19 protein-coding genes are annotated in these 20828 nt (G+C 64.1%); 8 read left to right on the top strand and 11 right to left on the bottom strand.

Going from position 1 to position 20828, the window contains the following annotated elements:
* Nucleotides 1–21 precede the first annotated feature (21 nt).
* Genes ACW9H9_RS05150 through ACW9H9_RS05140 form a run of 3 tightly spaced genes read left to right on the top strand, consistent with a single transcriptional unit; the run spans nt 22 to nt 2797 of the window.
* Complete coding sequence (locus ACW9H9_RS05150) at nt 22–1041, top strand: putative 2-aminoethylphosphonate ABC transporter substrate-binding protein (RefSeq protein WP_457342077.1); 1020 nt, start codon at nt 22–24, stop codon at nt 1039–1041.
* Between the two features lie 26 nt (nt 1042–1067).
* Nucleotides 1068–2201, top strand: coding sequence for a TIGR03364 family FAD-dependent oxidoreductase (locus ACW9H9_RS05145; protein ID WP_457342076.1), 1134 nt, complete (start codon nt 1068–1070; stop codon nt 2199–2201).
* A complete protein-coding gene (locus ACW9H9_RS05140) occupies nt 2201–2797 on the top strand; it encodes a phosphonate degradation HD-domain oxygenase (protein WP_457342075.1) in 597 nt (198 codons plus the stop codon). The genes ACW9H9_RS05145 and ACW9H9_RS05140 overlap by 1 nt, the downstream gene beginning before the upstream one ends.
* Here ACW9H9_RS05140 and ACW9H9_RS05135 read toward each other — a convergent pair.
* Nucleotides 2752–4119 (bottom strand): GTPase/DUF3482 domain-containing protein, encoded by a 1368-nt coding sequence (locus tag ACW9H9_RS05135; protein WP_457342074.1) that lies wholly within the window; start codon nt 4117–4119, stop codon nt 2752–2754. The genes ACW9H9_RS05140 and ACW9H9_RS05135 overlap by 46 nt on opposite strands.
* Entirely contained in the window at nt 4112–5491 is a 1380-nt protein-coding gene (locus tag ACW9H9_RS05130) for a DUF2868 domain-containing protein (RefSeq protein WP_457342073.1), read from the bottom strand. Before ACW9H9_RS05130 ends, ACW9H9_RS05135 begins: the two co-directional genes overlap by 8 nt.
* An 84-nt stretch (nt 5492–5575) precedes the next feature.
* Between ACW9H9_RS05130 and ACW9H9_RS05125 the strand changes: the two genes are divergently transcribed.
* Nucleotides 5576–6094, top strand: a complete 519-nt coding sequence (locus tag ACW9H9_RS05125) for a dihydrofolate reductase (RefSeq protein WP_457342072.1) — start codon at nt 5576–5578, stop codon at nt 6092–6094.
* 53 nt (nt 6095–6147) lie between these two features.
* On the opposite strand, the gene ACW9H9_RS05120 is transcribed toward ACW9H9_RS05125, so the two are convergent.
* The gene (locus ACW9H9_RS05120) at nt 6148–7536 is read right to left on the bottom strand and encodes an L-cystine transporter (protein WP_457342071.1); all 1389 of its coding nucleotides are present in this window, start codon (nt 7534–7536) and stop codon (nt 6148–6150) included.
* Between the two features lie 241 nt (nt 7537–7777).
* Between ACW9H9_RS05120 and ACW9H9_RS05115 the strand changes: the two genes are divergently transcribed.
* Nucleotides 7778–8836 carry a haloacid dehalogenase-like hydrolase gene (locus tag ACW9H9_RS05115; RefSeq protein WP_457342070.1) on the top strand — a complete coding sequence of 353 codons (1059 nt, stop codon included), beginning with the start codon at nt 7778–7780 and terminating at the stop codon, nt 8834–8836.
* Nucleotides 8837–8934: 98 nt separating this feature from the next.
* On the opposite strand, the gene ilvD is transcribed toward ACW9H9_RS05115, so the two are convergent.
* The 3 genes from ilvD to ACW9H9_RS05100 all read right to left on the bottom strand — a co-directional run bounded on the left by ilvD (nt 8935) and on the right by ACW9H9_RS05100 (nt 13514).
* Nucleotides 8935–10776: a dihydroxy-acid dehydratase gene (ilvD, locus tag ACW9H9_RS05110; protein WP_457342069.1), complete on the bottom strand. Its 1842-nt coding sequence runs from the start codon at nt 10774–10776 to the stop codon at nt 8935–8937.
* Nucleotides 10777–11004: 228 nt separating this feature from the next.
* Nucleotides 11005–12195, bottom strand: a complete 1191-nt coding sequence (locus tag ACW9H9_RS05105) for a multidrug effflux MFS transporter (RefSeq protein ID WP_457342068.1) — start codon at nt 12193–12195, stop codon at nt 11005–11007.
* A gap of 122 nt (nt 12196–12317) precedes the next feature.
* Entirely contained in the window at nt 12318–13514 is a 1197-nt protein-coding gene (locus tag ACW9H9_RS05100; RefSeq protein WP_457342067.1) for a class I SAM-dependent rRNA methyltransferase, read from the bottom strand.
* 222 nt (nt 13515–13736) lie between these two features.
* On the opposite strand from ACW9H9_RS05100, the gene ACW9H9_RS05095 reads away from it, so the two are divergent.
* Both ACW9H9_RS05095 and mutM read left to right on the top strand, forming a co-directional pair.
* A complete protein-coding gene (locus ACW9H9_RS05095) occupies nt 13737–14549 on the top strand; it encodes an HDOD domain-containing protein (protein ID WP_457342166.1) in 813 nt (270 codons plus the stop codon).
* Nucleotides 14550–14570: 21 nt separating this feature from the next.
* Entirely contained in the window at nt 14571–15383 is an 813-nt protein-coding gene (mutM, locus tag ACW9H9_RS05090) for a bifunctional DNA-formamidopyrimidine glycosylase/DNA-(apurinic or apyrimidinic site) lyase (RefSeq protein WP_457342066.1), read from the top strand.
* Between the two features lie 31 nt (nt 15384–15414).
* On the opposite strand, the gene ACW9H9_RS05085 is transcribed toward mutM, so the two are convergent.
* From ACW9H9_RS05085 to ACW9H9_RS05065, 5 genes are all read right to left on the bottom strand, one after another.
* Nucleotides 15415–15666 (bottom strand): YfhL family 4Fe-4S dicluster ferredoxin, encoded by a 252-nt coding sequence (locus ACW9H9_RS05085; RefSeq protein WP_457342065.1) that lies wholly within the window; start codon nt 15664–15666, stop codon nt 15415–15417.
* Nucleotides 15667–15769: 103 nt separating this feature from the next.
* Complete coding sequence (gene coaD, locus ACW9H9_RS05080) at nt 15770–16249, bottom strand: pantetheine-phosphate adenylyltransferase (RefSeq protein ID WP_457342064.1); 480 nt, start codon at nt 16247–16249, stop codon at nt 15770–15772.
* Between the two features lie 113 nt (nt 16250–16362).
* Entirely contained in the window at nt 16363–17958 is a 1596-nt protein-coding gene (locus ACW9H9_RS05075; protein WP_457342063.1) for a GMC family oxidoreductase N-terminal domain-containing protein, read from the bottom strand.
* Between the two features lie 36 nt (nt 17959–17994).
* Complete coding sequence (locus ACW9H9_RS05070) at nt 17995–18540, bottom strand: twin-arginine translocation pathway signal protein (protein ID WP_457342062.1); 546 nt, start codon at nt 18538–18540, stop codon at nt 17995–17997.
* Between the two features lie 27 nt (nt 18541–18567).
* Nucleotides 18568–19995 carry a coniferyl aldehyde dehydrogenase gene (locus ACW9H9_RS05065; protein WP_457342061.1) on the bottom strand — a complete coding sequence of 476 codons (1428 nt, stop codon included), beginning with the start codon at nt 19993–19995 and terminating at the stop codon, nt 18568–18570.
* A gap of 148 nt (nt 19996–20143) precedes the next feature.
* Between ACW9H9_RS05065 and ACW9H9_RS05060 the strand changes: the two genes are divergently transcribed.
* The gene (locus tag ACW9H9_RS05060; protein WP_457342060.1) at nt 20144–20815 is read left to right on the top strand and encodes a TetR/AcrR family transcriptional regulator; all 672 of its coding nucleotides are present in this window, start codon (nt 20144–20146) and stop codon (nt 20813–20815) included.
* Nucleotides 20816–20828 lie beyond the last annotated feature (13 nt).

Here is a 20828-nt window from a genome sequence, read left to right as displayed (position 1 = left end):
CATCCCTCAAGGAGATGCCCCATGTTCAAGCCCCTGGCCGCCGTGCTGCTCACCGCATTGAGCCTGAATGCCTTCGCTGCGAAAACCGAGTTGACCGTGTACACGGCCCTCGAAGCCGAACAGTTGAAGACCTACAAACAGGCCTTTGAAAAAGCCAACCCGGACATCGAGATCAAGTGGGTGCGTGATTCCACCGGCATCATTACCGCCAAGCTTCTGGCCGAAAAAGACCGCCCGCAGGCCGATGTGGTCTGGGGCCTGGCGGCGTCCAGCCTGGCGATTCTGGAGCAGCAAGGCATGCTGCAAAGCTACGCCCCCAAAGACCTGGACAAAATCGGCAAACACTACCGCGACGCCGCCAACCCGCCCGCCTGGGTCGGCATGGACGTGTGGGCCGCGACTATTTGCTTCAACACCGTGGAGGCCCAAAAGCAGGGCCTGACCAAGCCCGTGAGCTGGCAGGACCTGACCCGGCCCGAGTACAAGGGCAAGATCGTGATGCCCAACCCGGCCTCGTCCGGCACCGGGTTTCTGGACGTGAGCGCCTGGTTGCAGACCTTTGGCGAAAAACAGGGCTGGCAGTACATGGACGACTTGCACCAGAACATCGGCCAGTACGTTCACTCCGGCTCCAAGCCCTGCAAGCTGGCGGCGGCGGGGGAATTCCCCATCGGCATTTCGTTTGAATACCCGGCGGTGCAGTTGAAGCGCCAGGGCGCGCCGCTGGACATCGTGCTGCCCAAGGAAGGCCTGGGCTGGGACATCGAAGCCACCGCGGTGATGAAAGGCACCGCCCACGCCGACGCGGCCCAGGCACTCGCCGACTTCTCCGCAAGCCCGGCGGCAATGGAGCTCTACAAAGACAACTTCGCGGTGCTGGCCCAACCGGGCATTGCCAAGCCGCAGACCGAATTGCCGGCCGACTACGAGCAGCGGCTGATCAAGAACGACTTCGCCTGGGCCTCGAAAAACCGCGACAGCATCCTGGCCGAGTGGCGCAAGCGCTATGACGGAAAGTCCGAAAAAGTGACCGGGCAATAACGGCTGCACATTCAAGGCATTTCGTCATGACACAACACAGCGATCTTCTCATCGTTGGCGCGGGCATCCTGGGCCTGTCCCACGCCTTCGCCGCCGCCCGGCGCGGGCTCAAGGTGCGGGTCTTCGAGCGCAGCGCCACCCCGCTGGGCGCCTCGGTGCGCAACTTCGGCCAGGCGCTGGTCACCGGCCAGCCGCCGGGCCTCATGCTGGACCTGGCCCGGGAAAGCCGCGAAATCTGGGGGCAATGGGCCCAGGCGACGGGCCTGCACCTCAAGCGCAACGGCGCCTACCTGTTCGCCCGCACCGAGGCGCAAGAACACCTGCTGGAAGCCTTTTGCGCCGGGCGTGCGCGCCAGTACGGCTACCGCGTCGCGCTGTTGCAGGGCGCGGCGATGAACACGCTGTATGGCGGCCAGTTCCGCCACCATCGTGCGGCGCTGCACGGGCTGGACGACCAGCAGCTGTATTCGCGCGAAGCGATTCCGGCGCTCATCGACTACTTGCAGCGCGAGTTCGACGTGGCGTTTCACTTTTCTACCCTGGTGCGCGACATCGAGCCGGGCCAGGTGCACAGCACGGCGGGCCGTTTTCGCGCCGGGCAAATCCTGGTGTGTGCGGGCCACGACTACCAGACCCTGCTGGCCGACGACCTCGCGGCGCTCAACCCGCAGATCTGCCGCCTGCAAATGCTCCGCGCCCGGCCCTTGCAGCCTTTGAACCTGCAACACGCGCTGCTGACGGGCCTCAGTTGTGTGCATTACGGCGCCTTCGCCGACTTGCCCGAGGCCGCCGCCGTGCAGGCGCAGCTCCTCAAGGAAACGCCGCACCTGCATGAAAACGGCATTCACTTGCTGATCAGCCCGACGCCCCATGGCGATCTGATCATCGGCGATTCACACCACTACGGCAGCGACGCGTCACCGTTCAACGCCGAACAGGTGGACGACTGGATGATCGCGCTGGCCGAGCAGACCCTGGGTTGCCGGGTGCAGGTGCTGGAACGCTGGCAGGGTGTGTATGGCGCGCGCGGGCCCGGGCCGTTCTCGTTTTTGCGCGTGGCGCCGGGGGTGAGTGCGGCGCTGATGCACAGCGGCGTGGGCATGAGCGTGGGACCGGCGCTGGCCGAACGCAATATCACTGAACTATGGGGGCACGCGTGATGAACATCGAACAGAGACTGGCCGAGGTCTTCGGGTTGTACGAGCAACATGGCACCGCCGATTACATCGGCGAACCGGTGTCGCAGATCGAGCACATGTCCCAGGCGGCGCAACGGGCGATGGCCGAAGGCTTTGATGACGAAGTGGTGCTGGCGGCGTTCTTCCATGACATCGGCCACCTGTGCGGCCAGGGCGGCGAAAACATGGGCGGCTACGGCGTGGTCAGCCACGAGCGACTGGGCGCCGATTACCTGCGCCGTGCAGGCTTCAGCGAACGCCTGGCGACCCTGGTGGAATACCACGTGCAGGCCAAGCGCTACCTGACGTTCAGCCAGCCCGACTACTACGCCTGCCTGAGCGAAGCCAGCCGCCGCACCCTGGCCTACCAGGGCGGGGTGATGAGCGCCGAAGAGGCCCACGCCTTCGAGCAGCACCCGCTGTGCGCGGTGAGCCTGCGCATGCGCCACTGGGACGAGCAGGCCAAGCAACTGCACGTGCCGGTGTTGGACTTGCACGTGCTCAAGGACAAGGCCCGGGCATTGTTGGCGGCTCAGGTTTCGTCCAGTGCGCGTGCCAGTGCGTCGACCTGCTCCTGACGCTCGGCCTGGTTCAGCCGGGCGTTGGGGTTCAGCGATGACCATTGTGGGTGGGCGCGGGCTTTGCGCAGGGCGCCGGGCAGTTTGCCTTCGCGCCAGGATTTGTCTTGCGGGGTGTCGACCTGGATGCTGTGCATCGCCGCATGGCCGCGCAGGTTGAGGGCCTTGAGCAGTTGGCGTTGGCGCAGGGCCAGCAGGCGCAACACGCTGTCGTCCACCGTCAGCTCGCGCTGGCCCTTGATCTTGCCCAGCAGGCGGCTGCCGTAACCGCGTGCGGTTTGCAGCGCGCCGCCAGCGATGGCACCGGCCAGGGCGGCGGCGCCCAGGGTGAGGCCGCCCACCAGCAGGTCGACCCCGGCACCGGCCGCCGCGCCTGCCGCGATACCGCCGCCGACGCGCACGCCCAGCTGCTTGAGGGTTTCGGGGTTGAACAGGTCGTCGCCCCAGCGCCCGTCCAGCAGCGGCAGGTCGCTGGCGGCGGCGTCGTGCGGGCGAAAGCCGTACCGCTTGAGCAGCGCCTCGACGCAGCGTTGCTCGCGCTGGCGCACGGCGTTGCGCACATCGCTGATGGCGTGCGGTTCGTCGTCGCTGAGCACGCTGCGTCGGCACGCGGCGCAGTCGATCAACAGTTCGGCGATCAAGCGGGCGGCGCTTTGCTGGCGGGCCTGGCGCTGGGCCTCCTGGTCGAGGATCAGCCGCTCCAAGGGGCCGCGTGCGGTTTCCAGCAGCAGCGCCAGGCTTTCGTACAGGCGCCGTTCGCCGTCTTCGGGCGGCGCCACGCTGTCAAACCGCACCAGTGCATGCAGGCCCAGGCGGGCCAGGGCGTCGCGCCATTGCGGCTCGCGGTGCGCGTGGCTGCTCACAAAGTTGAGCACCGGCAGCAGCGGCTTGCCGCAACTGGCCAGCACCTGCAGCTCGTCGCGGTACTTGGCCAGCACCGGCTCGCGGGCGTCGATCACATACAGCCCGGCGTCCGAGGCCAGCAGCTGGCGCACCACCTTGGCCTCTTGCTCGAAACGCTGGCGCGCTTCGCTGCCGTCCAGAAACCGTGCGAGCCGGGCCGGGCCGTCGAGGCGTTCGCCGGGGTGGTCGAGGCGTTCGAGGTAGTCGAGCAGGGCGATGGCGTCTTCAAGGCCGGGGGTGTCGTACAGCTCCAGCAAGGGCTCGCCGTCCACCGACAGGCGCGCGCCTTCGACATGCCGGGTGGTGCTGGGGCGGTGGGACACTTCGCCAAAGCCCACGTCACGGGTGAGGGTGCGCAACAGCGAGGTCTTGCCGACGTTGGTGTGGCCGACCACGGCCAGTTTCAGCGGGTTAGTCATGGCCTGTCTCCAGCCAGTTCAGCGGTGCGCAGTCGGCGAAGGGCAGTTGCAACTGGTGCAGCGCGCTGTGCCAGTCGCCCAGGCGCTCGGCGTCCAGCGCTTGCCCGGGCGGGGCTTGCAGCAGCCAGACGCGCGTGGCCGTGGCGTTGCGGGCCAGCTCGGCGATAAGCGCCAGGCTGCCACGGTCCGGCGAGCGGCGCGGGTCGCAGGCGATGAGCAGGCGGGCGGGCGGGAAGCGCGTGAGTTGGTCCAGCAAGGTGTTGCGCGATTCGCGGCTGTCGAGGATACCGGCGTGTTTCACCCCGCTCGGCAAGGTGGGTGGCCAGGGGTGTTGGTCGTCGAGTTCAATGGCCACCAGCAAGGCACCGTCGCGGGGCGCGTCGCTGAGGCGGGAGGTGGCGGTGTGCAGCAAGTCGGGGGCCGCATCGTTGACGCCGAGCCGTTCGCTGCTGGGCATCAGGCGTTCGCGCAGGGGGCTGTAGCCGGGCAGGTCGGGGTCCAGACGCAGCCCGGCGCGCCCTTGTTTCCAACGGCCCAGGCACAGCAGCGCGAGCATCAGGCGGGGCAGGATGCCATACACCAGCAGCACGCCCACCAGCCACGCGGCCCAGGTTTGGCGGGCGCTTTCGAGGTTCAGGGCGGCGTCGCCGCTGGCGCGGATCATGTCCACCGATGGCACGTTGAAGCCCAGCAGGGCGGGCAGGGCGCCGAGGGCTTGGGTGACGTTGACGAAGGTGTCGGCGCCCAGGAGGGTGGTTTCCCACACAAACCCGTAGCGCCGGGTGGCGAGCAGGGTCAGCACAATGGCCATCGCACTGAGCAGGGCCAGCAGCCACAGGCCGTTGACCAGCATGCCCACCGCCCAGCGGTTGAGTTTGCGCCGTTGCAGCAGGATCAGCAGGGCGGGCGCCAACTGCGCGGCCTTGGCGTCGCGCGCGAGTTTTTCGCTGAGCCACAACCACAGGCGGCCCAGGCTGGCGCTGTGTTCACCGGCAAAGATCAGCCCCAGCGCCCAGCTCAGCAAGAGGATCAGGTTCAGGCCCAGCAGGCTGCCCAGGGCCCAGAACACGTTGACCGGCGCCAGGCCGTTGCCCAATGCGGCAACGCCCAGCCCGGCACCGCTGACGATTGCGACGATGGCCAGCACCACCAGTGCCAGGCGCGCGCCTTGCAACCAGCGGCCCAGGGCGGCGGTGAGACCGTCACGTTCGGCCAGCCACAGGGCGCGTTGCTGGATGCGCGTGGCCAGGTCGCCGCCTGCGGCGCGGGCCTGGCGGTTGGCTTGCTGATCGTCCAGGGGGCCTGCGTGTTCTTCGCGCAGGCGCACGGCCTCGGTGAGCCAAAGGGTGTGCAGAGGGGTCAAGGCAGTCACGCGTTGTCCTGTTGAGCGGGTGAGTCAGGAGCATAACCCAGCCCATTAGGGTATGCCGCGCGCGGCTCTGGTATTCTCGCCCGCATGAAAAAATCTCTCCCTTTAAGCCTGATCGCAGCCCTCGGTGAAAACCGCGTGATCGGCGTCGACAACAGCATGCCCTGGCACTTGCCGGGGGATTTCAAATACTTCAAGGCCACCACCCTGGGCAAGCCGATCATCATGGGGCGCAAGACCTGGGACTCCCTGGGCCGACCGCTGCCGGGGCGCCTGAACATTGTGGTCAGCCGTCAGACCGGCCTTGTGCTTGAAGGTGCAGAAGTTTTCCCGTCCCTGGACGCCGCAGTGGCGCGGGCCGAGGAATGGGCCAAGGCCCAGGGCGTGGACGAGCTGATGTTGATTGGCGGCGCGCAGTTGTATGCACAGGGGCTGGCGCACGCAGACCGCTTGTACCTGACGCGGGTGGCGCTGAGCCCGGAAGGGGATGCGTGGTTTCCGCCGTTCGATGCGGGCCAGTGGACGCTGGTGTCCAACCAGGAAAACCCGGCGCAAGACGACAAGCCCGCGTATCACTTCGAGGTGTGGGAGAGGGGCTGTCGCTAGCCTGGCGCTGCAAGCCAGGGCCGAGTGGCGCCTGCTTGCAGCTTAGGGCTTGCTCAACCCGCTAAATGCCCATGCTCATCGGCATTGAGCCGGGCTTTATCGGTCTGCCCCATGACCTGGCTGGTAATCGCCCCTGCCGTCATCGAACCGTTTACGTTCAATGCGGTGCGGCCCATGTCGATCAGCGGCTCCACCGAAATCAGCAGCGCCACCAGTGACACCGGCAAGCCCATGGCAGGCAATACGATCAGCGCGGCAAAGGTCGCGCCCCCGCCCACGCCCGCAACACCGGCCGAGCTCAAGGTGACAATCGCGACCAGCGTGGCGATCCACAACGGGTCCAGCGGGTTGATGCCCACGGTCGGCGCCACCATCACTGCCAACATCGCGGGGTAAAGCCCGGCGCAGCCGTTCTGGCCAATGGTTGCGCCAAACGAGGCGGCAAAGCCTGCGATGGACTGGGGGATGCCCAGGCGGCGGGTTTGCGCCTCGATGCTCAGCGGGATGCTGGCGGCGCTGGAGCGGCTGGTGAAGGCAAAGGTCAGCACCGGCCACACCTTGCGGAAAAACCGCAGCGGGTTGATCCCGGCCAGCGACAACAGCAGGCCATGCACCATGAACATCAGGCCCAGGGCGATGTAAGACACCACCACAAAACTGCCGAGCTTGATGATGTCTTGCAGGTTGGAGCTGGCGACCACCTTGGTCATCAACGCCAGCACGCCATACGGCGTCAGCTTCATCACCAGGCGCACCAGGCGCATCACCCAGGCTTGCAGGGTGTCGATGGCGTTGAGCACTTTCTGGCCTTTTTCCACATCGTCCTTGAGCAGTTGCAGTGCGGCCCCCCCCAGGAACGCGGCGAAGATCACCACGCTGATGATCGAGGTCGGTTTGGCCCGCGCCAGGTCGGCGAACGGGTTTTGCGGGATGAACGACAGCAGCAACTGCGGGATATTCAGGTCGGTGACCTTGCCCGCGTAATCACTCTGGATCACTTGCAGGCGCGCCATTTCCTGGCTGCCGGCTACCAGGCCTTCGGCGGTGAGGCCGAACAGGTTGGTGAGGCCGATGCCGATCAGCGCGGCGATGGCGGTGGTGAACAGCAGCGTGCCAATGGTCAGAAAGCTGATCTTGCCCAGGGACGAGGCATTGTGCAAGCGCGCCACGGCGCTGAGGATCGAGGCAAAGACCAGCGGGATCACGATCATTTGCAGCAACTGCACGTAACCGTTGCCGACCAGGTCGAACCAGCCGATGGAGGCCTTGAGTACCGGGTGACCGGCGCCGTAGACCGTGTGCAGCGCGACGCCGAATACCACGCCGAGCACCAGGGCGAACAACACCTTTTTGGCCAGGCTCCATGAGGTACGGCGGGTTTGTGCCAGGCCCAGCAGTAACGCGAGGAACACCAGCAGGTTGAGAACCAGGGGCAGATTCATTGAAGCTCCATGTCGAGGGCAGCCAATCGCGTGAGCCTGCGATTGCGAACCGGTAAGCCTAACAGCTTGAAATATATTGATTTAATACCTAAATGGAATGGCGACTGTCGTTTTTGGCATAAGCCGTTGACGCTCAGGCGCATGTCGGTGACGGGATTTGGACGAAAGCGGTCGTGCTCGGGCGGTATCTGTCACATGGATTTGTTAGCGTCGACGTCTTTCACTCAGGGAGAAAACGCCGATGAAGCTCGCACCGAGACTGTTTGCCGCCGCGCTGTGCCTGGGCCTTGCCAGCCAGGCCATGGCCGCTACCGAGTTGAAACACTGGCCGGCGCCTGCCGCCCAGCAATTGAATGCGATGATCGCCGCCAACGCCCACAAGGGTAACTTCGCGGTGTTCGACATGGACAACACCAGCTACCGCTATGACCTGGAAGAGTCGTTGCTGCCGTACCTGGAAAACAAAGGCCTGATTACCCGCGACACCATGGACCCGTCGCTCAAACTTATCCCGTTTAAAGACACGGCCGACCATAAGGAAAGTCTGTTCAGTTACTACTATCGCCTTTGCGAGGTGGACGACATGGTCTGCTACCCGTGGGTGGCGCAGATTTTTTCCGGCTTCACCCTCAAGGAACTCAAGGGCTACGTCGACGAGCTGATGGCCTCCGGCAAGCCAGTGCCGGTCACGTATTACGAAGGCGACGTGGTGAAAACGTCCGAGGTGCAGCCGCCCAAAGTCTTCACCGGCCAGGCCGAGCTGTACAACAAGTTGATGGAAAACGGCATCGAGGTGTACGTGATGACCGCGGCGTCCGAGGAGTTGGTGCGCATGGTCGCGGCCGATCCCAAGTACGGCTACAACGTCAAGCCCGAGAATGTCATCGGCGTGACGACCTTGCTCAAAGACCGCAAGACCGGCGAGCTGACCACCGCCCGCAAGCAGATTGCGGCGGGCAAGTATGACGAAAAAGCCAACCTGGGCCTGGAACTCACCCCCTACCTGTGGGCCCCGGCCACCTGGATGGCGGGCAAACACGCGGCGATCCTCACTTACATCGACGAATGGAAAAAACCGGTGATTGTGGGCGGCGACACCCCGACCAGTGATGGCTACATGCTGTTCCACGACGTGGACGTGGCCAAGGGCGGCATCCACCTGTGGGTCAACCGCAAGGACAAATACATGACGCAGTTGAACGGCATGATGGCCAAGCACGCGGCAGCCCAGGCCAAGGAAGGGCTGCCGGTGACGGCGGACAAGAACTGGGTGATCGTCAAGCCGGACGAGATCCAGTAACCACACCGCGGTCAGTGCGGGTGCTGCACTGTCTGCAAGGGGTGTGAACAGGCAAAAAAATGCCCCGCACTTGGCGGGGCATTTTTTATGGGAGCCGGTTACAGGCCGTCCAGCAACGCCTTGTCCCGCACCGCACCCTTGTCGGCACTGGTGGCCAGCAGGGCGTAGGCCTTCAACGCGGTGGTGACTTTGCGTGGGCGTTTCTCGACCGGTTTCCAGCCTTTCTTGTCTTGCTCGACGCGGCGGGCGGCCAGCTCTTGATCGCTGATCAACAGGTTGATCGAGCGGTTCGGAATGTCGATCAGTACCTTGTCGCCATCTTGTACCAAGCCAATCGCGCCGCCCGCTGCCGCTTCCGGCGAGGCGTGGCCGATGGACAGGCCCGAGGTGCCGCCGGAGAAGCGGCCGTCGGTGAGCAGGGCGCACGCTTTGCCCAGGCCTTTGGATTTGAGGTACGAGGTGGGGTAGAGCATCTCTTGCATACCCGGGCCGCCTTTGGGGCCTTCGTAGCGGATGATCACGATGTCGCCTGCCTGCACTTCGTCGGCGAGGATGCCGCGTACGGCGCTGTCCTGGCTTTCGAAGATCTTGGCGTTGCCTTCGAACACGTGGATGGACTCATCCACACCGGCGGTTTTCACCACGCAGCCGTCCAGCGCGATGTTGCCGTACAGCACGGCCAGGCCGCCTTCTTTGGAGTAGGCGTGCTCGACGCTGCGGATGCAGCCGTTTTCACGGTCGTCGTCCAGGGTTTCCCAACGGGTCGACTGGCTGAACGCGGTTTGCGTGGGGATGCCCGCCGGGCCTGCCTTGAAGAAGGTGTGCACGGCTTCGTCGCTGGTCTGGGTGATGTCCCACCGGGCGATGCCTTCGGCAATGCTCTTGCTGTGCACGGTCGGCAGGTCGGTGTGCAACAGGCCGCCACGGGCCAGGGAGCCCAGGATGGAGAAGATCCCGCCAGCGCGGTGCACGTCTTCCATGTGGTACTTCTGGATGTTCGGCGCGACCTTGCACAACTGCGGCACGTGACGGGACAGACGGTCGATGTCGCGCAGGTCGAAGTCGATCTCGGCCTCCTGGGCCGCGGCCAGCAAGTGCAGGATGGTGTTGGTGGAACCGCCCATGGCGATGTCCAGCGTCATGGCGTTCTCGAACGCCTTGAAGTTGGCGATGTTGCGCGGCAACACCGACTCGTCATTGTCGTGGTAGTAGCGCTTGCACAGCTCGACGATGGTGCGGCCAGCCTGCAGGAACAACTGCTCGCGGTCGCTGTGGGTGGCCAGGGTGGAACCGTTGCCCGGCAAGGCCAGACCCAGGGCTTCCACCAGGCAGTTCATCGAGTTGGCGGTGAACATGCCGGAGCACGAACCGCAGGTCGGGCAGGCGCTGCGCTCGTATTCCGCGACTTTCTCGTCAGACGCGCTGGAATCGGCGGCGATGACCATGGCATCCACCAGGTCCAGGCCGTGGCTGGCGAGCTTGGTCTTGCCCGCTTCCATCGGACCGCCAGAGACGAAGATCACCGGGATGTTCAGGCGCAAGGAGGCCATGAGCATGCCGGGGGTGATCTTGTCGCAGTTGGAAATGCACACAATGGCGTCGGCGCAGTGGGCGTTGACCATGTATTCGACGGAGTCGGCGATGATCTCGCGGCTCGGCAGGGAATACAGCATGCCGTCATGGCCCATGGCGATGCCATCGTCCACGGCGATGGTGTTGAACTCTTTGGCCACGCCGCCCGCGCGTTCGATTTCGCGGGCGACCAGTTGGCCCAGGTCCTTGAGGTGCACGTGACCGGGTACAAACTGGGTGAACGAGTTGGCAATCGCGATGATCGGCTTTTTGAAGTCGTCATCTTTCATCCCCGTGGCACGCCACAGTGCGCGGGCGCCGGCCATATTGCGGCCATGGGTGGATGTTTTCGAGCGGTAATCGGGCATGGAACACTCCGGGCGGCTAATCAGGTGCTAAAGGGGAAGTGAGCTTCTATTGACGGCTGGAGCACCCGAAAAATGGCCGTGTGTCCAAACGTTGCCTCAAACGTTGCGGGATCGCCGCACGCAGTGGCCTTGAGCTCATAAACCCGCCGGGGGATGACTGGCGATGAATAGGGCCGATTCTACACCGCTGGCGGCGCGAGGGAATGGCCGGGAGCGTGAAGTTAGCGGCTACGGGACGTGTGGCTGGCGCCTTAGCTGCGCGTTGAGCCCCATGCCGATGGCGCTCATGAGCAGAAAGCTGACCGCCAGCACGGTTGCCACCTGCTCGCCCGTTTGGCTGACGAGCCCGCTGATCACGCCGCCCGAGATAAAAATGATCATGTTCCCGGCCGACGCGCTGGCCCCGGCGTTTTCAGGAAACAGCCCCATGGCGCGTGACGAGGAGATGGGCCGGGAGATCGTCGTACCGGCGGTGCAGAGGATCATCGGTACGATCACGCTGGCGACGCTCAGGCCAAACAGCCCCTGAAGCAGCAGCATCAACAGCGCCGACACCACGATCAACCATTGCCCGGTGGCAATTTGCGTGTGGCCTTCCATCCAGCGGTTCATCCATCCCGCACCCATGCCCCCCAGCACATAGGCGGCGCCGTAGAGCAGCAGGACCAGGGAAAACTGATAGGGCGTGAGGGCCAGTTGCTCCATCAAAATGATGGGCGACACCACCATAAAGGCGAAATGGCAGGCGAAGGCCAGCGCTGAAATCAGCCAATAGCTGACAAAACGCCGGTCGGAGAACACCCGCCCGTAGGCCCGCACGATCGAGGTGTGGGCGGCCGTCGCCTTGCGGGGCGCGGTGTCCAGCAGGCGCCAGGCCATGACCATCAGCACCAGCCCGATGGCCACAAACACCTGGAAGCTGGCGCGCCAGCCCAGCCAGGTTTGCAGCCAACTGCCCACCAGCGGCGATACCGAGATACAGACCCCGCCCGCCGTGACAATCGCAATGCGCAGCCGCTCCTGTTCCTTGCCCACGAACAAGTCCTGCACCAGCGCCTGGGACAGCACAAAACTGCCGCAGCCCACCGCCTGGACCAGCCGGCAAAACAGAAAGCCTGCATAACTCTGCGCCACCGCACAGCCCACCGACCCCGCGACGGCGATGCCCATGCCGACGATCAACACCTTTTTTCGTCCCAGGTTGTCGGACAGCGGCCCCACAAACAGCAGGGAACAGGAAAAACCCACGGAGAACAGGCTGATGGACAAGGCAATATCGGCCACCGACGTGCCGAAATGCGCTGCCATGGCCGGGAACGCAGGCAGTACCACATCCAAGGGAAATACGCCGAGCACCGTCATGGTCATGAGCAACACGATGGCAGCGGTCTTGCGGGCGGGGGTGATGAGGGCGGGCATCAATCGGCAACCGATCCTTGAAGGAGTGGGGAGGATTGATTTGGTGCAGGAGAAAGTCAATCGATGGCGCAGCACAAAACCGGCAGGGGAGGGACAAGCCACTCCCCTGTTGGCGCTGCGTATCAGCTGTTAGGCAACAACCGGCAGGTAATGCTCTTGATGTAGCGCGTCTCGACAATCGCCGGGTGCACCGGGTGGTCCGGGCCCTGGCCGCCGCGCTCGAGTATCTGGATGTTGCGGTCCAGGTGGCGGGCGCTGGTCAGCAGGATGTTTTGCAGGTCGTCTTCGGGCAGGTGCATGGAGCACGAGGCGCTGACCAGGATGCCGTCTTTGCTGAGCAGGCGCATGGCTTGCTCGTTGAGGCGGCGGTAGGCGCCTTCGCCGTTTTTCATGTCTTTTTTGCGTTTGATGAAGGCGGGCGGGTCGGCGACGATCACGTCAAAACGTTCTTCGGCGGCCTTGAGCTCCTTGAGCGCCTCGAACACGTCGCCTTCGATGCAGGTCATTTTCTCGGCAAAGCCGTTGAGGCTGGCGTTGCGCTCCACGCCGTCGAGGGCGAAGCCTGAGGCGTCGACGCAGAACACTTCGCTGGCGCCAAAGGCCGCAGCCTGCACACCCCAGCCGCCGATGTAGCTGTACAGGTCCAGCACGCGCTTGCCCTTGGCATACGGGGCCAGGCGGGCGCGGTTCATGCGGTGGTCGTAGAACCAGCCGGTCTTCTGGCCTTCGATCACCGGGGCTTCGAATTTCACGCCGTTCTCTTCAAGGGCCACCCACTCCGGCACCAGGCCAAAGACGGTTTCGACATAACGGCCAAGGCCTTCGGCGTCACGGGCGGCGGAGTCGTTCTTGAACAGGATGCCGCTGGGTTTGAGCACCTGGGTCAGGGCGGCGATCACGTCGCTCTTGTGGGCTTCCATGGTCGCCGAGGCGATCTGCACCACCAGGATGTCGCCGAAACGGTCCACCACCAGGCCCGGCAGCAGGTCGGAGTCGCCGTACACCAGGCGGTAGAACGGCTTGTCGAACAAGCGCTCGCGCAGGGACAGGGCCACGTTGAGGCGGTGCACCAACAGGGACTTGTCCAACGGCAACTTAATGTCGCGCGACAGCACGCGGGCGCAGATCAGGTTGTTGGGGCTCATGGCCACGATGCCCAGCGGCTTACCGCCGGCCGCTTCCAGAATGGCCTGGTCGCCTGCCTGGAAGCCGTGGAGTGGGGTGGCGGCCACGTCGATTTCGTTGCTGTAGACCCACAGGTGGCCGTTGCGCAAACGACGATCGGCGTTGGCTTTGAGACGCAGGCTTGGCAGGGACATGACGTCGCTCCGGGAAAAAAGAGCGGGAGTATACCGTGTTGCGCAAGCATTGGCCGCGCCGCCGGACACGCGGGGCTTGGTCGTCGGTGCGCGTATCGGTCGGCGTTGGCGCTGTCGGCCCTGGCGGCATAAAGGGTAGAATCGCCGCCTAGTCCAGAGTGTGTCCTTATGCCCCAAGAGCTTTCACCCGAACAGATCCAGCAGGCCTTGCAAGGCATCAGCGTGCCGCCTCAACCGCAAATCATGGTGGATTTGCAGATGGAGCAGTACATGCCCGACCCGGACCTGGAAGTGATCGCCCGGCTGATCGCCCAGGACCCGGGCCTGTCCGGTGCGCTGTTGAAAATCGTCAACTCGCCGTATTACGGCCTGAGCAACAAAATCGCCTCGATCCAGCGAGCGGTGAACCTGCTGGGCAGCCGCTCCATCGTCAACCTGATCAACGCCCAGTCGATCAAGGGCGAAATGAGCGACGACACCATCGTCACCCTCAACCGTTTCTGGGACACCGCCCAGGATGTGGCGATGACCTGCCTGACCCTGGCCAAGCGCACCGGCACCCAGGCGGTGGATGAAGCCTACGCCCTGGGCCTGTTCCACGATTGCGGCGTGCCGTTGATGCTCAAGCGGTTCCCCAATTACATGGCGGTGCTCGAAGAAGCCTACGCCAGCGCCGGCCCCGGCTGCCGGGTGGTGGACACCGAAAACCGCGTGTTCAACACCAACCACGCGGTGGTGGGCTACTACACCGCCAAGTCCTGGCGCCTGCCCGAGCATGTGACCGACGCCATTGCCAACCACCACAACGCCCTGGCGATTTTCAGCGATGAGTCACCGCGCAACCCGCAGCTGAAAAACCTGCTGGCGATCCTGAAAATGGCCGAGCACATCTGTGCTTCCTACCGGGTGCTGGGCAACCAGGTGGACGACCACGAGTGGCAGGCCGTCGGCCCGCTGGTGCTGGACCACATCGGCCTGTCGGAGTACGACTTCGAGAGCCTGAAGTTGTCGATTCGCGAGCTGGGCGCGCACTAATCCTACATTTCAGAGGTAGACATGCCTGAGTTGCCTGAAGTCGAAACCACCCGGCGCGGGATCGCGCCGCACCTGGAAGGCCAGCGGGTCAGCCGCGTGATCGTGCGTGAGCGGCGCCTGCGCTGGCCGATCCCCGAAGACCTGGACGTGCGCCTGTCCGGGCAACGCATCGTGCAGGTGGAGCGGCGGGCCAAGTACCTGCTGATCAACGCCGAGGTCGGCACCTTGATCAGCCACCTGGGCATGTCGGGCAACCTGCGGCTGGTGGAGGCCGGGTTGCCGGCGGCCAAGCATGAGCACGTGGACATCGAGCTGGAGTCGGGCCTGGCCCTGCGCTATACCGACCCGCGGCGTTTTGGCGCGATGCTGTGGAGCACCGACGCGCTGAACCACGAGTTGCTGATTCGCCTGGGGCCCGAGCCGTTGACCGACCTGTTTGACGGCGAGCGCTTGTTTGCGCTGTCTCGCGGGCGGTCGATGGCGGTCAAGCCGTTCATCATGGACAACGCAGTGGTGGTGGGCGTGGGCAATATCTACGCGACCGAAGCGCTGTTTGCCGCCGGGATTGACCCCCGCCGCGAGGCCGGCGGGATTTCCCGGGCGCGTTACCTCAAGCTTGCGATCGAGATCAAGCGGGTGCTGGCGGCGGCGATCGAGCGCGGCGGGACCACGCTTCGCGACTTTATCGGCGGGGACGGGCAGCCGGGGTATTTCCAGCAGGAACTGTTCGTGTATGGCCGCGGCGGCGAGGGCTGCAAGGTGTGCGGGACCGAACTGCGCAATGTGGTGCTGGGGCAGCGGGCGAGTGTGTTTTGCCCCAAGTGTCAGCGCTGACGGCTGACCGCCTCACCCCTTCGGCAAGGCCTCAGGCCTTGCCGGTGATCTTGCGGTACTTGTCCATCAGCTGTTCTTCGGTTTCCGGGTGCGTTTCATCCAGTGGGATGCAATCCACCGGGCACACTTGCTGGCACTGAGGCTCGTCGTAGTGGCCCACGCACTGGGTGCACAGGTTCGGGTCGATCACGTAGATCTCTTCACCCTGGGAGATGGCAGCGTTCGGGCACTCGGGTTCGCAGACGTCGCAATTGATGCAATCGTCGGTGATGATCAAAGACATGGAAACTCCTGCCAGGGCCGTCAGCCAAGGCATTTTGAAAACGAATGCGCGCAATTGTGCCGCATTGGCGCCCGCAGTGCACGCGGGCGCAGGGTTCGCAGGTTTACTTCTTGAACCGCAGGGTCAGCGCTTCGGCGACGGCCGGGTGCACGAACTTGCTGATATCTCCGCCCAGCGCGGCGATTTCCCGCACCAACGTCGAGGAAATGAACGAATAACGTTCCGACGGCGTAAGAAACAGGCTTTCGACGTCCGGCGCCAGTTGGCGGTTCATGTTGGCCAGCTGGAATTCGTACTCGAAGTCCGACACCGCCCGCAGCCCACGCAGAAACACGTTGGCGTTCTGTTCCTTGGCGAAATGTGCCAGCAGCGTCGAGAAACCGACCACTTCCACATTCGGCAGGTGCCGGGTGACCTCACGGGCCAGCTCCACGCGTTGTTCCAGGGCAAACAAGGGGTTTTTCTTGGGGCTGGCTGCGACCGCAATGATGACGTGGTCGAACAGTCGCGAGGCACGTTCGACCAGATCGCCATGGCCTTTGGTAATCGGGTCGAAGGTCCCTGGGTACAACACTCGGTTCATCGCGTCGTCCTGGCGGAGTCCGTTGGGGAACCGGATGGTATCGCAGCCATCCCGGTCGGCCAAGTCAACTTATTCGCAACACGGCACGATAAACGTCGCCGATACGCGGTTTTTCAGGCGTTTTTCAGGCGTTCGGCCAACGCCGTGGCCAGTTGCGCGGTCAGCCCGTACACCGACAGTTGGGGGTTTGCGCCAATGCTGGTGGGAAACAGCGAGCCGTCGTGGATCGACAGGTTGCGCACCTGATGATGGCGCCCGAGGCTGTCGGTCACTGCGTTTGTGGGGTCTTCGCCCATGGCGCAACCGCCCATCACATGGGCACTGCCCAGGCGCGTGCGGTGCAGCTCGAGGTTGAGGCCGTCGATCAGTTGGCGGGCCTCGGCCAGGGTTTTCACCGGGCGCGCGTCGCTGTGCAATGGCATGACGGACCGTGCGCCGCCCGCGAACTGGATCTCGGCCATGCTGTGGAAGGCCCGGCGCAGGCCGTTCCAGGCGTAGGACGACACGGGGTAGTCGAGCACCGGCGTGCCGTCGCCGCGCAACGACACCTCGCCACCCGGGCTTTGCGGGTGAAAACCGTCGCGCAGCAGGGCGAGCATGGCGTGGGTGTGAGGCAGTTGGGCCATGTCCAGCGCATTCTGCGGGCCATAACCGCCCAGCAAGGTGCTGGCGAGCGCGGGGTGCAGGGGCGGCACTTCCAGCTTGTAGGACATTTTGCCGGTGATGCCGTCCTGCCACTGAAAATGGTCGGAATAGATCGACTGCGGGGCGCCGTAGAACGGGTTGATCACCTCGTCGAACAGCGCGGCAGAGAAGTTCACCAGGTGCAGGAACGTCCGTTTGCCCAGGCGCGAGTGCGGGTCGGGCGTGCCCGAGCGCATCAGCAGCGCGGGGCTATTGATACCGCCGCCCGCCAGCACGTAATGCCGGGCGTTGACCGTGATCGTGCGCCCGGTGGGGGCCACGCAGCGGGCGTCCATGGCCACGCATTCAAGGGTTGCGATGGCGTCGCCGCGGTAAGTGAAGCGCTCGGCGCGGGCCAGGTACAGCAACTCGCCGCCCTTATCCAGGGTGGCCGGCAGGGTGGTCACCAGCATCGATTGCTTGGCGTTGACCGGGCAACCCATGCCGCAATAGCCCAGGTTGAAACAGCCGCGCACGTTGCGCGGGATAACGTGCCAGCGGTAACCGAGCTTTTCGCAGCCCCTGCGCAGCACATCGTTATTGGCATTGGGCGGCACGGCCCAGGGTGCGATGCCCAGGCGCTGTTCCATCCTGTCGAACCAGGGCGCCATCTCGGCGCTGCTGTGGCCCTTCACCGCGTATTCGCTGGCCCAGTGGGAAAGCGTCTGGTCGGGTGTGCGAAAACTCGACGTCCAGTTGATTAACGTGGTGCCGCCCACCGCCCGGCCTTGCAGGATGGTGATGGCGCCGTCCTTGCTCATGCGGCCAATGCCCTCTTGGTAGAGGCTGGCGTAGGCCTCGTCTTCGAGCAGCTTGAAGTCGCTGCTGGTCTTGAGCGGGCCTTCTTCAATCAACAGCACCTTGTAGCCTGCGGCGCTGAGGATTTCGGCGGTGGTGCCGCCGCCCGCGCCGCTGCCGATGATCGCAACGTCGGCTTGCAGGCTCAGGTCCTGGTCCAGGGCGGCGCCGTTGTAGGTTTTCCAGCCACGGGCGAGGCCGTCGCGGAACAGGTCGGGTACGGGCATCAGCAGGCTCTCGGGTTTTAAGGGGCTGGCGTGTCGTCAGATGTTTGGTGGGCCGGGATAGCCGCAATGAGCCCAGGACGCAGGCCGGAAATACCAGGCCATCATCACCAGCTTGAGCAGCGAGCCCTGGCCCATGCGCAACAGGTTCAGGGCACTGTTTTCCCAGCGGTGCAGGAAGTGGCGGACCTGCTGGGGACTGGCGTTTTCCCAGCGGCCCCAGATACCGGTCAGCGGGCCGCGGGTGATGGCCATGCCCAGAACGTCGAACAACTGCCGGGTGAGCTTGAGCATTTCCGGCGACAGGTGCTTCAGGCTGTAATCCAGGGCGTGCAGCGTGTCGTCAACGCTGGCGGCTACCCCTTCGGCGGTGTCGGCACCTTCCATCAGCACCGGGATCAGCGCTCGCAAAAACGGCAGGTCGGTGCTGCGCAACAGCGCAAAGCCGCTGGCCGGGGCACTGCTGGAGCAGCCACTGAGGCTGGCGCCCAGCCCGGCGGTGGCCAGGAAGGCGCTGGCGCACAGGCCGATTTTCAGGACGCCGCGCCGCGACAGCGCGGTTGAGTCAGGCAGGCGGGTGGGCATTTTTGGTGTTATCCCAAGGTCGGTTGGTCAGCGCACGAACAACGCCTGGATCAGTTTCTGCAAGGGCTTGCCATACGGCGGGTAAATCAGCCGCGACGCGTTAAAGCGCTGCTTGACCAGCACGCCCTTGGCCTTGCTGAAGGTCAGGAAGCCTTCGTGGCCGTGGTAATGGCCCATGCCCGAGGGGCCGACGCCGCCAAACGGTAGGTCGTCCTGGGCCACGTGCAGCAGGGTGTCGTTCAGGCAAACGCCGCCGGAATGAGTGTGGTGGAGCACGCGATCCTGCTCGGCCTTGTTGTAGCCGAAGTAATACAGGGCCAGTGGGCGAGGGCGTGCGTTGATGTAGGCGAGGGCCTGGTCCAGGTCGCGGTACGGCACCACCGGCAGCACCGGGCCGAATATTTCGTCCTGCATCACGATCATCTCGTCGCTGACATTTAATAACAGGCTGTGGCCCATGCGCCGGTCCTGACCTTGTGCGTACAGCGGGATCAGGGTGGCGCCTTTGTCGGTGGCATCCTTGAGGTAATGGTTAAGGCGTGCCAGGTGTCGGTCGTTGATGATGGCGGTGTAGTCGGGGTTGTCGGCCAGTGTGGGATAAAACCTGCGGACTGCCTGGGTGTAGGCCTCCACGAACGCTTCGACGCGTTCTTGCGGCACCAGCACGTAGTCGGGGGCCACACAGGTTTGCCCCGCGTTGAGCGTCTTGCCAAAGGCGATGCGTTCGGCGGCGTGTTGCAACGGCACATCGGCAGACACAATGGCCGGTGACTTGCCGCCCAATTCCAGGGTGACCGGCGTGAGGTGCTCGGCCGCCGCGCGCATCACCTGCTTGCCGATGCTGGTGGCGCCGGTGAACAACACGTGATCAAAGGGCAACCCGGAGAAGGCGATGCCCACCTGCGCGTCGCCCAGCACCACGCACACCAGGTCTTCGGGGAAGATCTTCGCCAGCAGGGTCTTGAGCAATTGCCCGGTGGCGGGGGTGGACTCGCTGAGTTTGAGCATCACCCGATTGCCCGCCGCCAAGGCGCCCACCAGCGGGCCGATGGCCAGGTACAGCGGGTAGTTCCAGGGCACGATCACGCCAACCACCCCCAGCGGTTGGTAGATGACGTTGGCCGAGGCGGGCTGGAAGGCAATGCCGACCGTGCGGCGGGACGGTTTCATCCAGCGCTTGAGGTGTTTGCTGGCGTAGTGAATGCCGTGCAGGCTGGGCATCAATTCAGCGAACAGGGTTTCATCGGCGCTGCGATGGCTGAAATCACGGCTGATGGCGTCAATCAAGGCCTGGCGTTCCTGGCTGAGCAGGTCGTGCAAGGCCTTGAGCCAGGCCTGGCGTTGGGCCGCCGGTGGCATGGGGTTGGCGGCGTAGGCGCGGCGTTGCGTGTCGAGCAGCTGCGCAAGCGGGTTAGACACCGGGGAATCTTGCAGGTAGGCAACGTTGGCAGGCATGGCGAAGCTCCCTGTTTTTATAGGTCTTCCATCGTTTTAGAGTTGTTGCTCTATATTGTCAAACGACATTGCACGTTCGTGCAGGTTTCTCGGGGTCAGGATAGGCCGTAAGATGCGTGGACTTCTGGTAAGCGAAGCTGATTCCCCTATGGCCCCACGAGTAAAGACCAGCGAACGCATTGTGCAAACCAGCCTGGAGCTGTTTAACCAGCAGGGCGAGCGCAGTGTCAGCACCAACCACATCGCCGCCCACATGGAAATTTCCCCGGGCAATTTGTACTACCACTTCCCCAACAAGCAGGCGATCATCGCCGTGCTGTTTCGCGAGTACGAAGCCTTGGTCGACAGTTTTTTGCGCCCGCCCCAGGGGCGTGCTGTGACCGTTGAAGACAAGCGTTTCTACCTGCAGGCCGTGTTGGCCGGTATGTGGCGCTACCGTTTTTTGCACCGCGACCTTGAACACCTGCTGGAGAGCGACCCGGAGCTGGCCACCAGTTACCGGCGTTTTTCCCAGCGTTGCCTGATCCAGGGCGCGGCGATTTACCAGGGGTTTGTCGATGCTGGCATCCTCAACATGGACCCGGTGCAAACCGAGGCCCTGACCCTCAATGCCTGGATCATCCTGACCTCGTGGGTGCGTTTTTTGTGCACCACCAACGAGAAGTCCACCCACTTGAGCGCCGAGGCGATCAAGCGCGGGGTGTACCAGGTGCTGGTGCTGGAAGCCGGGTTTATCACCCCGCAGGCCAAGGACGCAGTAAACGCACTGTTCAAAGAGTTCTATGTGCCGTTGAATCAGGCGCTGGAAGAAGTGAAGTAGGTTATTTCCCGAC

It is taken from the genome of Pseudomonas sp. SDO5215_S409, from assembly GCF_054071325.1.
This window is presented reverse-complemented; position numbering and strand designations above follow the sequence as displayed.

Bases quoted from the DNA above. Each gene is read 5' to 3' on its own strand.
- ACW9H9_RS05150 (WP_457342077.1), top strand. From the start codon at position 22: ATGTTCAAGCCCCTGGCCGCCGTGCTGCTCACCGCATTGAGCCTGAAT.
- ACW9H9_RS05145 (WP_457342076.1), top strand. From the start codon at position 1,068: ATGACACAACACAGCGATCTTCTCATCGTTGGCGCGGGCATCCTGGGC.
- ACW9H9_RS05140 (WP_457342075.1), top strand. From the start codon at position 2,201: ATGAACATCGAACAGAGACTGGCCGAGGTCTTCGGGTTGTACGAGCAA.
- ACW9H9_RS05135 (WP_457342074.1), bottom strand. From the start codon at position 4,119: ATGACTAACCCGCTGAAACTGGCCGTGGTCGGCCACACCAACGTCGGC.
- ACW9H9_RS05125 (WP_457342072.1), top strand. From the start codon at position 5,576: ATGAAAAAATCTCTCCCTTTAAGCCTGATCGCAGCCCTCGGTGAAAAC.
- ACW9H9_RS05120 (WP_457342071.1), bottom strand. From the start codon at position 7,536: ATGAATCTGCCCCTGGTTCTCAACCTGCTGGTGTTCCTCGCGTTACTG.
- ACW9H9_RS05115 (WP_457342070.1), top strand. From the start codon at position 7,778: ATGAAGCTCGCACCGAGACTGTTTGCCGCCGCGCTGTGCCTGGGCCTT.
- ilvD (WP_457342069.1), bottom strand. From the start codon at position 10,776: ATGCCCGATTACCGCTCGAAAACATCCACCCATGGCCGCAATATGGCC.
- ACW9H9_RS05105 (WP_457342068.1), bottom strand. From the start codon at position 12,195: ATGCCCGCCCTCATCACCCCCGCCCGCAAGACCGCTGCCATCGTGTTG.
- ACW9H9_RS05100 (WP_457342067.1), bottom strand. From the start codon at position 13,514: ATGTCCCTGCCAAGCCTGCGTCTCAAAGCCAACGCCGATCGTCGTTTG.
- mutM (WP_457342066.1), top strand. From the start codon at position 14,571: ATGCCTGAGTTGCCTGAAGTCGAAACCACCCGGCGCGGGATCGCGCCG.
- ACW9H9_RS05085 (WP_457342065.1), bottom strand. From the start codon at position 15,666: ATGTCTTTGATCATCACCGACGATTGCATCAATTGCGACGTCTGCGAA.
- coaD (WP_457342064.1), bottom strand. From the start codon at position 16,249: ATGAACCGAGTGTTGTACCCAGGGACCTTCGACCCGATTACCAAAGGC.
- ACW9H9_RS05075 (WP_457342063.1), bottom strand. From the start codon at position 17,958: ATGCCCGTACCCGACCTGTTCCGCGACGGCCTCGCCCGTGGCTGGAAA.
- ACW9H9_RS05070 (WP_457342062.1), bottom strand. From the start codon at position 18,540: ATGCCCACCCGCCTGCCTGACTCAACCGCGCTGTCGCGGCGCGGCGTC.
- ACW9H9_RS05065 (WP_457342061.1), bottom strand. From the start codon at position 19,995: ATGCCTGCCAACGTTGCCTACCTGCAAGATTCCCCGGTGTCTAACCCG.
- ACW9H9_RS05060 (WP_457342060.1), top strand. From the start codon at position 20,144: ATGGCCCCACGAGTAAAGACCAGCGAACGCATTGTGCAAACCAGCCTG.